This window comes from Kitasatospora atroaurantiaca (genome assembly GCF_007828955.1).
GTDB classification, from domain to species: domain Bacteria; phylum Actinomycetota; class Actinomycetes; order Streptomycetales; family Streptomycetaceae; genus Kitasatospora; species Kitasatospora atroaurantiaca.
Genome location: NZ_VIVR01000001.1, coordinates 4,659,667 through 4,672,749, shown reverse-complemented (window position 1 = coordinate 4,672,749; position 13,083 = coordinate 4,659,667). Strand labels below are relative to the sequence as shown.

The following is a 13,083-nucleotide window of genomic DNA, read 5'->3' as shown; positions in this document are numbered from 1 at the left end:
GTAAAGCCGCAGGTACCGAAGCTGTCACAGTCACCTCAGGGCACCGGTCGACCACGGGTGGTCACGTCACGACGGCTCGGACACGGAACGGTCACCGCTTCCTTAAATGACCCGTAAGCGGGGCTCCGGGTGCTTGACGACCCCTATTGGTCTAGTCCAGCTTGTGACCGAGGGCAGCGCGGCACCCCGGGCCGCCCGTCCCCGAAGCACCACTGCGGACCTCCCCTCCCCCACGCGGAGCCGCCGTGACCCCCACCGCGGCGGCTCCTCCCTCCTCCCCACAGGAGCGCATCCATGGCCCGTACGCTGCAGCAGCCGTCCCACCGGCGCCGGCGAAGCACCGTCCCCGCCGTCCTCGCGGCCGGCACCACCGCCCTCGCCCTGGCCGGCACCGGCCTGGCCCTCTTCGCGGGCGGCGCCAACGCGGCGGTGGGCAACCTGGTGAACAACGGCGGCTTCGAGGCCGGGAACCTCTCCGGCTGGAGCTGCGTCGGTGCCGCGAGCGCGGTCGCGTCCCCCAAGCACGCGGGCTCGTACGCGCTGAGCGCCGCCCCGAGCAGCTCGGACACCGCGCAGTGTCAGCAGACCGTCAGCGTGCTGCCCAACACCAGCTACACGCTGAGCGGTTGGGTCCAGGGCCCGTACGTCTACCTGGGCGCGAGCGGCACCGGCGGGACCGACCCGAGCACCTGGTCGAGCCAGACCTCCTGGAACCAGCTCAGCACCACCTTCACCACGGGTGCGAGCACCACCAGCGTCACCCTCTATGTGCACGGCTGGTACGGCCAGGGCGCCTACAACGCGGACGACATCACCCTCACCGGCCCGGCGGGCACCGCCTCGCCGACCCCGACGGCCACGCCGACCGCCACACCCACGGCCACCCCGACCGCCACGCCGACGCCGACGGCCACCCCCACCTCGACGCCCACCAGCACCCCGACGTCGACCCCCACCACCACCCCGCCGGCCACCGGTCTGCCGAAGCACGTCCTGACCGGCTACTGGCAGAACTTCGACAACGGCGCCACCGTCCAGAAGCTCAAGGACGTCCAGAGCGCGTACGACATCATCGCGGTCTCCTTCGCCGACGCCGACGCCGGCAAGCCCGGCGGCATCACCTTCACGCTCGACCCGAAGCTCTCGACCGCTCTCGGCGGCTACACCGACGCCGACTTCAAGGCGGACATCGCCACCAAGCACGCGGCCGGCAAGAAGGTCGTCCTCTCCGTCGGCGGCCAGAACGGCGCGATCAGCGTGGCCAATGCCACCGCCGCCGCCAACTTCGCGAACAGCGCCTACGCGCTGATCCAGCAGTACGGCTTCGACGGTGTCGACATCGACCTGGAGAACGGCGTCGACGCGACGTACATGGCGCAGTCGCTGCACACCCTGCAGAGCAAGGTCGGCTCGGGCTTCGTCCTGACCATGGCTCCCGAGACCATCGGGATGTACAACACCTCCGGTGCGTACTTCCAGCTGGCGCTCAACACCAAGGACATCCTGACCGTCGTCAACACCCAGTTCTACAACTCGGGTTCGATGAACGGCTGCGACGGCAACGTCTACTCGCAGGGCACCATCGACTTCATCACCAGCCAGGTCTGCACCCACATCCAGGGCGGCCTGCGCCCCGACCAGGTCGGCATCGGCGTCCCGGCCTCCACCAGGGGCGCGGGCAGCGGCTACGTCTCCCCGACGGTCGTCAACAACGCGCTGGACTGCCTGGCCACCGGCACCCACTGCGGCACCTTCGTCCCGCCGGCCAAGTGGCCGACCATCCGCGGCGCGATGACCTGGTCGACCAACTGGGACGCGGCCAACGCCAACGACTTCTCCAACAACGTCGGCGCCCACGTCCACGCGATGCCGTGACCCCCTGACAGCACCTCCCCTTGAGGCGGGGAAGGTGCAGCACACGAGGCCCGCCATACCGTCTGGGGTACGGCGGGCCTCGTCCACCTACCCGGCCGCGAGCACCGCGAGCAGTGCGCCCAGCAGCATCCACGGGCCGAAGGGCAGCTCGCCTCCGCGCGCGGTCCGGCGGGTCAGCAGCTGGAAGCCTCCCCAGAGGCCGGCCAGCAGGAAGCCCAGGAAGAAGCCGGACAGCACCGCGGCCCAGCCGTACCAGCCGAGCACCGCTCCGAGCGTCGGCGCCAGTTTGACGTCGCCGAGACCCATCGGGGCCACCAGGGCGAGTCCGCCGTAGACCGCGCCCAGGACCAGGGCTGCGTAGAGGCAGCGCAGGAGGACCTCGCCTCGGTGCTCCGCCAGCAGGAGCAGGGCCGCGGTGCCCAGGCCGAGCGGCAGGGTGAGCGCGTCCGGCAGCCGGAAGACCGCCGCGTCGACGAAGGCCAGCACCACGCCGAACAGCCCGACCCAGCCGAGCACCGTCACCAGCGGCCAGTGCGCCGCCGAGCCGAGTGCCGCGCCCGTGCCCGCGGCGACCAGGGCGACCGGGCCCAGGCCCTGCCCCGGTCCCGTTCCGGGCGGCTCGCCGTACGGCACCGCGTACCGCACCACGGCCGCCCGCAACAGCGGCGCGGCCGCCAGCCCCGTCGCCGCCCCGGCCAGCAGTCCGATCACCACGCCCCCTCCGTTCACGGTCCGCTCGAGCCTAGGACGCGGGTGACCTGTGTCCAAGAGCACGTGATGATCTGCGTAACAGCGCCGTAAAGTAGTCAGGCATGCAGGTCATCCAGTCCAGCAAGCTCGCCAATGTCTGTTACGACATCCGCGGCCCGGTGCTCGACGAGGCGATGCGACTGGAGGACCAGGGGCATCGCATCCTCAAGCTGAACACCGGCAACCCGGCCGTCTTCGGCTTCGAGGCGCCCCCGGAGATCCTCCAGGACATCCTGAAGAACCTCTCCAGCGCGCACGGGTACGGGGACTCGAAGGGCCTGCTGTCCGCCCGCCGCGCCGTGGTCATGCACTACGAGGAGCGCGGCCTGCACGGGCTGAGCGTCGAGGACGTCTTCCTCGGCAACGGCGTCTCCGAGCTGATCCAGCTCGCCATGACCGCGCTGCTGGACGACGGCGACGAGGTGCTCGTCCCGGCGCCGGACTACCCGCTCTGGACGGCCTCGGTCAGCCTGGCCGGCGGCACCGCCGTGCACTACCGCTGCGACGAGCAGTCCGAGTGGTACCCCGACCTGGCGGACATCGAGGCGAAGATCACCGACCGCACGCGCGCGATCGTGGTGATCAACCCCAACAACCCCACCGGGGCGGTCTACCCGCTCGAGGTGCTGGAGGGCATCGTCGAGATCGCCCGGCGGCACAGGCTGGTGATCTACGCGGACGAGATCTACGACAAGATCCTGTACGACGACGCGGTGCACATCCCGCTCGCGACGCTGGCTCCGGACCTGTTCTGCGTGACCTTCAACGGCATGTCCAAGTCCTACCGGGTGGCCGGCTTCCGCTCGGGCTGGATGGTGCTCTCGGGCGACCGGCACCGGGCGGGCAGCTACATCGAGGGGCTGACCGTGCTGGCCAGCATGCGGCTCTGCGCCAACATGCCGGCGCAGCACGCGGTGGCGGCGGCGCTGGGCGGCCGCCAGTCCATCAGGGATCTGGTGCTTCCGGGCGGGCGGCTGCTGGAGTCCCGCGACGCGGCGTACCAGCTGCTGAACGACATCCCGGGCATCAGCTGCGTGAAGCCCAAGGGCGCGCTGTACGCGTTCCCGAGGCTCGACCCGCGGGTGTACAAGATCAAGGACGACGCCCAGATGGTGCTCGACCTGCTGCGGGCGCAGCGGATCCTGGTCGTCCAGGGCACCGGCTTCAACTGGCCCGAGCCGGACCACTTCCGTCTGGTCACCCTGCCGCGGCCGGAGGAGATCACCGACGCGGTCACCCGGATCGGCGACTTCCTGTCGGGCTACGCACAGCCTTAGGCAGAGGGGCACCCCCCAGGGCACTGTGCAATGAGGGGCACCCCCCCAGGGGCGCGGGGAACTCCGCGACCAGGCATCTACATAGGTGCACGGTTGCGCGCGCAGTTCCCCGCGCCCCTGGGGGGTGCCCAAGTGCGTCCGGTTCCCCGCGGCGCTCAACGACTACGGCCGGAGTCCCGACCCGGGCGATCTCACTCCTGGTCGGGGTGAGATCGTCCGGCCGAGGCTCCGGCCGTAGCGGTTTGTCGACTAACCGAGGCGCTTCACCAGTGCGCGGTACTCGTCCCACAGCTCGGTGGGCGTGTGCTCGCCGAACAGCTCCAGGTGCGAGGGCACCAGGGCCGCTTCCTGACGCCAGATGTCGGCGTCCACGGAGAACAGCAGGTCGAGGTCCTCCTGCGGGATGTCCAGGCCCTTGAGGTCGAAGCCGTCGACCGTGGGCAGGACGCCGATCGGCGTCTCGACACCCGCGCCGAGGCCCTCGAGACGCTCGACGATCCACTTGAGCACGCGGCTGTTCTCGCCGTAGCCCGGCCACACGAACTTGCCCGCGCTGTTCTTGCGGAACCAGTTCACGTAGTAGATCTTCGGGAGCTTCGAGGCGTCGGCCTGCGCACCCAGCTTCAGCCAGTGGCCGAAGTAGTCGCCCATGTTGTAGCCGCAGAAGGGCAGCATCGCGAACGGGTCGCGGCGCAGCTCGCCCACGGTGCCCTCGGCGGCGGCGGTCTTCTCGGAGGCGATGTTCGCGCCCAGGAAGACACCGTGCTGCCAGTCGAAGGACTCGGTCACCAGCGGGACGGCGGTGGCGCGGCGGCCACCGAACAGGATCGCCGAGATCGGCACACCCGCCGGGTCCTCCCACTCCGGGGCGATGGTCGGGCACTGCGAGGCCGGGACGGCGAACCGGGCGTTCGGGTGGGCGGCGGGGGTGCCGCTCTCCGGCGTCCAGTCGTTGCCGCGCCAGTCGGTCAGGTGCGCCGGGGGCTCCTCGGTGAGGCCCTCCCACCAGACGTCACCGTCGTCGGTCAGCGCGACGTTGGTGAAGACGGTGTTGCTGTGCAGGGTGTCGATGGCGTTGGCGTTGGTGTCCACGCCGGTGCCCGGGGCGACGCCGAAGAAGCCGGCCTCCGGGTTGATGGCGTAGAGCCGGCCGTCGGCGCCGAAGCGCATCCAGGCGATGTCGTCGCCGATCGTCTCGACCTTCCAGCCCGGGATGGTGGGCTGGAGCATGGCCAGGTTGGTCTTGCCGCAGGCGGACGGGAAGGCGGCCGTGACGTACTTGGCCTCGCCGCCGTTCGGCGGGGTGAGCTTGAGGACGAGCATGTGCTCGGCCAGCCAGCCCTCGTCGCGGGCCATCGTGGAGGCGATGCGCAGCGCGTAGCACTTCTTGCCGAGCAGGGCGTTGCCGCCGTAGCCGGAGCCGAAGGACCAGATCTCGCGGGTCTCCGGGAAGTGCGAGATGTACTTGGTGGTGTTGCACGGCCACGGCACGTCGGCCTCGCCCTCGGCCAGCGGCGCACCCACGGTGTGCACGGCCTTGACGAAGTCGCCGTCCTCGCCGAGCTGGTCGATGACGGCCTGGCCCATGCGGGTCATCACGCGCATCGACACGGCGACGTAGGCGGAGTCGGTGATCTCGACGCCGTAGGCGGCCAGCGGGGAGCCGACCGGGCCCATCGAGAAGGGCACGACGTACATCGTGCGGCCCTTCATCGCGCCCTTGAAGAGGCCGGTCTCGCCCTGGAAGATCTCCCGCATCTCGGCGGGGGCCTTCCAGTTGTTGGTCGGGCCGGCGTCCTTCTCCTGCTCGGAGCAGATGTAGGTGCGGTCCTCGACACGCGCCACGTCCGTCGGGTCCGAGGCGGCGTAGTAGGAGTTGGGCCGCTTCGCCGGGTTGAGCTTCTTGAAGGTGCCCTGAGCGACCAGCAGGTCCGCGAGGCGCTGGTACTCCTCGTCGGAGCCGTCGCACCACTCGATGCGGTCGGGCTGGGTCAGCTCGGCGATCTCGGCGACCCAGGCCAGCAGACGCTTGTGGCGGGTGGGCGCGGACTCGGCGAGCGCAGAGTTCGAAGACGACACGATCGCTCCGTTTCACACCATCTCGGCCAGGAGACGGCATCGCGGGGGTTGAGGGTGCTTACACCGTAGCTCCGGCCTCAAGCCCCGAACACGGCGCCTTGTCGGTTTTGACGTAAGTTTTGCGCCATTCCGTCGAAGTACTGGCGAGTAACAAGGCAATCCAGGCCCTCCCGGAACCCTCGAACACCGGCCCCGAACACTCCAGAACGTCCAAAAGTGACCATCACCACTTCCTACGGACTAGTAACCTACGCTGCCGTAGGTAGCATGTTGGCCATGACTGCGGAGCGCACCACGGACCCCGAAGCCCTGGTTCTCGACCCCCACACCGGGCTCGTCAAGCCGAAGTGGCGGGGGTGGCTTCATGCGGGGATGTTCCCGGCCTCGTTGGCGGCGGGAATCGTGCTGATCTGCCTGGCCGACTCGACACCCGCCAAGATCGCCTGCGCGGTCTACTCGGTCAGCGCCTGGCTGCTGTTCGGCATCAGCGCGGTCTACCACCGCTTCACCTGGGGTCCGCGCGGGGACGCGATCCTGCGCCGGCTCGACCACGCGAACATCTTCCTGATCATCGCGGGCTCGTACACGCCGTTCACGATCCTGCTGCTGGACGGCGGCAACCGGCAGCTGCTGCTCTGGCTCGTCTGGGGCGGCGCGCTGGCCGGGATAGCGTTCCGGGTCTTCTGGGTCGGCGCACCGCGCTGGCTCTACACGCCCTGCTACCTCGCGCTGGGCTGGGCCGCCGTCTTCTTCCTCCCCGACTTCCTGAAGGCGGGCGGCGCCGCGGTGATCACCCTGATGATCGTCGGCGGCGTGCTCTACAGCGCGGGCGGCGTGGTGTACGGCCTCAAGAAGCCGAACCCGTCACCGCGCTGGTTCGGGTTCCACGAGGTCTTCCACGCCTTCACCCTGGGGGCCTTCATCGTGCAGTACGTCGGCGTCTCACTGGTTGCGTACAGCGTCGCCAACTGACCCCGACCGCATCTCCAGGCGCTCCTGGGCCCGGCGGCAGCGCTCGCAGTGAGCGGCGTCCGGGCCTTCGCCGATCGTCCGGACGTGGGCCTTGGAGCGGAAGCGCCAGGCCACGTGCGCCATCACCAGGATCACCTCGACGGCGGCCACCGCCCAGACCAGCCGGGCCCCGTCGAGCAGATAACCAGCGACCACGGCCAGCGCGGCCGACACCGCCGCCACCGTTCCCCATCGCACACCGCGCATCGGCGCCCCCCTTCGGCCGGATCACCACGTGCCGCACCCTCTCCACCGAGCGTGACATGCGCGGTGCGGGCCGCAGGCGAACGGGGGATCAACGCTCCGTCAATTGTTGGAGCTGCCATGCACACGAGTCCCGGCGCACACGAAGGAGCGGCCCGGCAGTAGCCCGCCGGACCGCTCCTCACTCACCCGGTCTCAGCCCCGGGCCCGGCGGCGGACGGCCAGCCCCGCCCCCGCCAGTGCGGTGACGGTCAGCGCCGCGCCCGCCGTGAGCAGAGGCGCCCGGTCGGCCGACCCGGCCGGCGCCGCGGCCGTGTCGAAGCCACCGCCCTTGCCGGCCCGGTCGTACGCCGAACCGGGCAGCTTGTCGCCGTACCGCTGGTGCACCAGCTTCTGGTACGCGGCAACGCTCACCCCGGCCGCACCGACCGAGCGGCGGGCCGCGTCGTCCAGCGGCAGCACCTTCTCCCCGCGCAGCACGTACCAGGCACCCAGCTGCGGCTCACGGAAGGCCGTACCGCCGCCGGTGCTCGCGGCCCGGGCTGCGTAGTCGGTCTCGTCACCGCCGGAGGCGATGTTGACCACCCGCCAGCCGCGGCCGTCCTTGACCGTCCAGACCTCGGCGACCTGGCCGTCGGAGGCGACCACCTTGCTGGCCACGAAGTCGGGTCCGGCCACCGGCGCACCTGCCGTACCGGCGACGAAGCCGGCATCCAGGGTGTAGACCGGCACGGTGGCGCCGGTCAGCTGCGGAGCGGCCTGGCTCGCCGCACGGGCCTCATCGGCCGCGCCGATCGCCAGCGGCTGGGTCGGCGGGACGCCCTTGCGGGCGAAGAAGTGACCCAACTGGTCGAGCACCGAAGGGCTTTGAGCGGCGCTGCGAGCCGCTGCCAGCTCGCCGGGCGCCACCGGTGCGGGGCCCTCGGCGGCATGGGCGAGCGGTGCGGCGGCCACCCCGAGGGCGACGGCGAACAGTGCGGTGACGGCGGCTTTCCTGATGTCGGTCATGGTCGTCTCCTCACGCGCCGATCCGGTACAGGGAGTGGGTCCAGGAGAACGAGCTGTTGCTGACGTAGTACCAGTAGTCCGCCCAGTTGTAGCGGTAGTTGGACGGCCACGGGTCACCCCAGTAGACCCAGTTGTTCCCGGTGTCGTAGCCGTACAGCACCTGCATGTGGCCACCGCCCGAGCTCCACTGGATGCGGGTCTCGACCGGGCGGTTGGCGTCGATCTCGGTCTGCACGGTGGTGTAGCGCAGGTAGCCGTTGACGTACGAGCCCGGGTTGATCCCGATCCAGCTCAGCCCGTTCTGGACATCGCCCAGCGTGGCCTGGCTGTTCGGGCAGGTGGAGTCGGTGGAGCGGCCGAAGGCGGCGTTGCAGAACTGGTTCTGGCTGTAGTTGTAGCCGTAGTAGGTGGCGATCGTGTTGCCGCTCGCCGCCCAGCACCAGTTGGTGTTCTGCTGTTGCTGCATGGTGATGTTGAGCTTCCGCCAGGTGCCGGCCGCGAGGGCGCTGTGCGGCTGGGTCCGGGTCTGGGTCAGGCTCTGGATGTGGGGGACGGACTGTGCCTGGGCCGGGGTGGTCGCGGCGACCGTGAGGGCCGGTGCGAGCACACCGAGCGCGAGAGCGGCGACCGCCCGACGCAGGCGTATCCGGGTTTCTGACATGACGTCTCCTCCTTGCGAATCCGCAGGAGAGGGGGTGTGGGGGGACGCGTCCGGACGCGTTGCGAGTCAGCATCGGGCCGTTGACCGAGGGTGGTCAACGGACCTCGGACCGGGCAGGGAGCAGGTGTGAACGGCACGTCGAGCCTGTGAACGGAACGATGCCCCGCAGCCCGCCGATCGTCAGGACTGGTGACAATCGACTGCTCCCATGTGAATATTCACGGTCAACCGGGCAGACAGACGGGGAGCCGGCCATGCAGCAGAGCGTCCAGCCCGACCTCGCGGTCGCACTCAGAACCGGCCCCTTCCACCTGGCCCTGCGCACCGCCATCGCCGCCCGCGGCCTGGCCCTGCACCGCGTGCAGCAGCACCTGGCGCAGCGAGGGGTGCATGTCGGGGTGACCAGCCTGAGCTACTGGCAGCAGGGCCGCCGCCGGCCCGAACGCACCGAATCGCTGCGTGCGGTACGGGCGTTGGAGGAGGTGCTCGAGCTGCCCGCGCACTCGCTCACCCGACTGCTCGGCCCCAGACAGGCCCCGCCGGGCCCGGCGACCCCCGCCACCCGGCCGTACCGGGACCTGATCGCCCCGGCCGCCGCCGTCGACGGCCTGCTCGCCACCATCGCGGGCCCGCCCGACACCGGTCTGCACACCATCGCCCACATCGAGCGGATCCGGGTCGGCGCCGACCGCCAGCTCCTGCGCCGCGACTCCCAGCACGCCCTGCGCGCCCACCGCGACGGCATCGACCGCTACCTCGCCATCCACCAGGGCGACCCCGGCAGCGACATCTCCCTGGTCACCGTACGGGCCGAGGAGAACTGCCGCCCCGGCCGGATCCGGCGCGACCCGGCCGCCAACCTGCTGGTCGCCGAACTGCTCCTGGACCGCAGGCTGCGCACCGGAGACACCCATCTGCTCGGCTACGGCTTCGACGACGCCCCGGCGCCCGTGCCCAGCTGCGAGTACGTCCGCGGCTTCAACTCCGGCGCGGGCCAGTATGTCCTCCAGGTCACCTTCCACCCCGACGCCCTGCCCGTCCGCTGCCACCGCTTCGCGTGCCACTCCCCGGGCGAGGAGCCGTACGAGACCGAGGAATTGACCCTCGACGGGCACCACTGCGTCCACCTGGTGGCGAGCGGACTCCGGCCCTGCCTACTGGGCATCCGCTGGGACTGGGAATGAGCTGCACCATCAGGGGCGCGGGGAACGGCGCGAAGCGGTAGGGCACAGGTCGTTGCCTTCCGATCTCGCGCAGTTCCCCGCGCCCCTGGATAGTGCACCTAGAAGTCGAGTGTCACGCAGTCCGCCACCGGCCGGTAGCCGAGCTTCTGGTAGATCGAGTTGCTGGTGGGGTTGGCCAGGTCGGTGTAGAGGAGCACCTCGTCCGCGCCCTGGGCGAGGGCGTGGGCAGAACCTGCCGCGACGACCCCGCTGGCGTAGCCACGTCCGCGCAGCTCCGGCGGGGTGAAGACGGGGCCGACCCGGGACATGCCCGCGATCACCGGGCTGACCCCGGCGAGGGAGACCGGGCGGCCGTCGACCTCCCAGATGTGCAGGTCCCCGTCGGCGGTGCGGCGGTCGACGACGGCGGCAAGGTCGGGGCTGGGGTGGTCGATCTCGGCCAGGAAGGCGTCGAACCAGGCGATCAGCAGCTCGCGGTCGGCCGCCGTCGCCGGCCGGGCCCGGCCGTCGGGCACGGGGCTGGGGTCGGTGAGCTCGCCCAGCCGGTAGAGTCGCTCGTTCACGTGGACGGTCGCGCCGCAGCCGGCCGCCTTCTGCCAGACCTCCACGAAGGCCCAGGTCGGCGCCTCGCCACCCGCTATCCCGGGCAGCTCGACACCGTCCGCGTGCAGCGCGGCCGCCAGTTCGGCTCCGGCCTCCGTCGGCATCCGGCCGAGCCGCGGCGAAAACGGCGGGGTCTGCAGGAAGGCTCCTGCGACCTGCGCCTCCGGCCCCGGACGCCACCAGCCGAAGCGGGGCGCCTCGGGGCCGAAGGCGTTCAGGCCGAGCTTGGCGAGGCGGTCCACCAGCGTGAGCAGCACGGTGTTCTCGGCGGGGTGGGCGGCCAGGAAGTCGCCCGTCTCCGCCCGGAATTCGTCCAGAGAGGACGTCAGGGTCCAGGTCATGCCACATCCTGTCCGACGTCCGGTGTCCAGTGCACCCGGATTACTGCCGGGCCCCCAGGCTCTCCGCCAGCGCCGCCCGCTCGGCCGTCGGGGCGTCGCAGGTGAAGTGGCGGCAGACGTACGCGGCCGCCCGCCCGCCGAGCAGGGGACGGTCCGCCAGCAGCGGGACCTCCGTCGTGCCGGGCTCGCCGACGGCGACGACCGCGCCCGGGGCGGTGCCGAGCAGCGCGGTGCGGTGGAGCGCCGCGGTGGCCGGGTCGTCGGCGGGGCCGACCACGGCGACCTCGCGCGGGCCGTCCGCCAGGGCCTCGGCCGCGGCCAGGCCCCAGCCGATGAAGCGCGGGGCCCGCGGGGCCAGCGCCCCGACGATGCCGAGGGCGCGCTCGGCGGCGGTGCGGTGGAGGGCCGATCCGGTGTAGGCGGCGTATGTGAGCAGGGCGTTGGCGGCGGCCGTCCAGCCGGAGGGCGCCGCATTGTCGGTCGGGTCCTGCGGACGCCGGATCAGCTCCTCGGCGTCGTCCGCGGTGTCGTACAGCGCACCTGACTCGGCGTCGGCGAAGTGGACCAGCACCGTGTCGAGCAACCCGCCCGCCAGCCCGAGCCATTCGGCGTCGCCGGTGACGGCGAAGAGGGCGAGGAAGCCCTCGGCGGTGTCCGCGTAGTCCTCCAGGACACCGGCGTTCTCGCCCGCCCGTCCGTCCCGCGAGGTGCGCAGCAGCCGGCCGTCCGCGGTGAGGTGGACGGCGAGCAGCAGGTCGGCCGCGCGGACCGCGGCCTCCACCAGGTCGGGGCGGTCGAGCAGCGCGCCGGTCTCGGCGAGGGCGGCGATGGCGAGGCCGTTCCAGGCCGCGACCACCTTGTCGTCGCGGGCGGGCGCGGGCCGCTCGGCGCGCGCCTCGAACAGCCGGGCCCGGATCCGCTCGTACGCCTCGGTGTCGGTGGGGTCGCCGAGCAGCTGCAGGACGGAGGAGCCGTGCTCGAAGGTGCCGGTGACCTCGAAGAGCGAGACGGCCAGGGCGCCGTCCTCCTCACCCAGGACGGCGGTCAGCTGCTCGGGCGTCCAGGCGTAGTAGGCGCCCTCGGTGGACTTCCCGGTCGCCGGGTCGAGGCTGTCGGCATCCAGCGCGGAGGCGAACCCGCCCTCGGGAGTACGGAGTTCACGCAGCAGGAAGTCGGCGGTCTCCAGGGCGACACGCCGTGCCTGCTCGCCGCCGGTGGCCCGCCAGAGGTGCAGGTAGACCCGGAGCAGCAGGGCGTTGTCGTAGAGCATCTTCTCGAAGTGCGGCACCACCCACTCGGCGTCCACCGAGTAGCGGGCGAAGCCGCCGCCGAGCTGGTCGTAGATGCCGCCGCGGGCCATGGCCTCACAGGTCCGCCCGGCCATCTCCAGGGCGGCCTCGGAGCCGGTGCGGGCGTGGTGCCGGAGCAGGAACTCGACCGTCATGGACGGCGGGAACTTGGGTGCTCCGCCGAAGCCGCCGCGCTTCTCGTCGAAGCTGCGGCTGAGCGCGACCAGCGCCTGGTAGAGGTCCTCCTCGGCGGGCGGGCGGAGCACACCGGCGCCGACGTCGTACACGGCCGCCCGCTCGGCCAGGTCCGCCCGGATCCGGGCGGCCACCTCGCCGACCTCCTCGCGGCGGTCGCGCCACGCGGCGTACACGCCCTCCAGCACCTGCCGGAAGCCGGGCATGCCGTGCCGGGGCTCGGGCGGGAAGTAGGTACCGAAGTAGAACGGGTCCTTGTCGGGCGTGAGGAAGACCGTCATCGGCCAGCCGCCCTGCCCGGTGGCGGCCTGAACGGCCTCCATGTACACCGCGTCGACGTCCGGCCGCTCCTCGCGGTCGACCTTGATCGAGACGAAGTGCTCGTTGGCGTACGCGGCGACGGAATCGTCCTCGAAGGACTCGTGGGCCATCACATGGCACCAGTGGCACGCCGCGTACCCGACCGACAGCAGCACCGGCACGCCCCGTCGCCGCGCCTCATCGAAGGCGTCCGGCCCCCAGGGCCACCAGTCCACCGGGTTGTCGGCGTGCTGCAGCAGGTACGGCGAGGTCGCGTCCGCGAGACGGTTCGGCATGCCCCCATCC

General features: G+C 71.3%; 11 protein-coding genes. 4 read left to right on the top strand and 7 right to left on the bottom strand.

Features of this window, described 5'->3' with window-relative positions:
* The first annotated feature begins 294 nt into the window (after nt 1–294).
* On the top strand, nt 295–1,875 hold the full coding sequence (locus FB465_RS21440; RefSeq protein WP_145792910.1) for a chitinase: 1,581 nt from the start codon (nt 295–297) through the stop codon (nt 1,873–1,875).
* Between the two features lie 87 nt (nt 1,876–1,962).
* On the opposite strand, the gene FB465_RS21435 is transcribed toward FB465_RS21440, so the two are convergent.
* Entirely contained in the window at nt 1,963–2,589 is a 627-nt protein-coding gene (locus FB465_RS21435; RefSeq protein WP_246192765.1) for a prepilin peptidase, read from the bottom strand.
* 98 nt (nt 2,590–2,687) lie between these two features.
* Here FB465_RS21435 and FB465_RS21430 point away from each other — a divergent pair, with 98 nt between their 5' ends.
* A complete protein-coding gene (locus tag FB465_RS21430; protein ID WP_145792906.1) occupies nt 2,688–3,902 on the top strand; it encodes a pyridoxal phosphate-dependent aminotransferase in 1,215 nt (404 codons plus the stop codon).
* Nucleotides 3,903–4,151: 249 nt separating this feature from the next.
* Here the strand turns inward: FB465_RS21430 and FB465_RS21425 are convergent, their stop codons facing one another.
* Nucleotides 4,152–5,981 carry a phosphoenolpyruvate carboxykinase (GTP) gene (locus tag FB465_RS21425; protein ID WP_145792905.1) on the bottom strand — a complete coding sequence of 610 codons (1,830 nt, stop codon included), beginning with the start codon at nt 5,979–5,981 and terminating at the stop codon, nt 4,152–4,154.
* A gap of 276 nt (nt 5,982–6,257) precedes the next feature.
* On the opposite strand from FB465_RS21425, the gene trhA reads away from it, so the two are divergent.
* On the top strand, nt 6,258–6,953 hold the full coding sequence (gene trhA / locus FB465_RS21420; RefSeq protein ID WP_145792904.1) for a PAQR family membrane homeostasis protein TrhA: 696 nt from the start codon (nt 6,258–6,260) through the stop codon (nt 6,951–6,953).
* On the opposite strand, the gene FB465_RS21415 is transcribed toward trhA, so the two are convergent.
* The 3 genes from FB465_RS21415 to FB465_RS21405 form a co-directional block, all read right to left on the bottom strand.
* Nucleotides 6,924–7,199 carry a hypothetical protein gene (locus tag FB465_RS21415; RefSeq protein WP_145792902.1) on the bottom strand — a complete coding sequence of 92 codons (276 nt, stop codon included), beginning with the start codon at nt 7,197–7,199 and terminating at the stop codon, nt 6,924–6,926. The genes trhA and FB465_RS21415 overlap by 30 nt on opposite strands.
* Nucleotides 7,200–7,391: 192 nt before the next feature.
* A complete protein-coding gene (locus FB465_RS21410; protein WP_145792900.1) occupies nt 7,392–8,204 on the bottom strand; it encodes a hypothetical protein in 813 nt (270 codons plus the stop codon).
* 10 nt (nt 8,205–8,214) lie between these two features.
* A complete protein-coding gene (locus tag FB465_RS21405; protein ID WP_145792899.1) occupies nt 8,215–8,865 on the bottom strand; it encodes a papain-like cysteine protease family protein in 651 nt (216 codons plus the stop codon).
* A gap of 254 nt (nt 8,866–9,119) precedes the next feature.
* Here FB465_RS21405 and FB465_RS21400 point away from each other — a divergent pair, with 254 nt between their 5' ends.
* On the top strand, nt 9,120–10,049 hold the full coding sequence (locus tag FB465_RS21400) for a hypothetical protein (RefSeq protein WP_145792897.1): 930 nt from the start codon (nt 9,120–9,122) through the stop codon (nt 10,047–10,049).
* A 98-nt stretch (nt 10,050–10,147) separates the two neighbouring features.
* On the opposite strand, the gene FB465_RS21395 is transcribed toward FB465_RS21400, so the two are convergent.
* Nucleotides 10,148–10,993 (bottom strand): GNAT family N-acetyltransferase, encoded by an 846-nt coding sequence (locus FB465_RS21395; protein WP_145792895.1) that lies wholly within the window; start codon nt 10,991–10,993, stop codon nt 10,148–10,150.
* 40 nt (nt 10,994–11,033) lie between these two features.
* Nucleotides 11,034–13,073, bottom strand: a complete 2,040-nt coding sequence (locus FB465_RS21390) for a thioredoxin domain-containing protein (protein ID WP_170290657.1) — start codon at nt 13,071–13,073, stop codon at nt 11,034–11,036.
* Between the last annotated feature and the right edge of the window lie 10 nt (nt 13,074–13,083).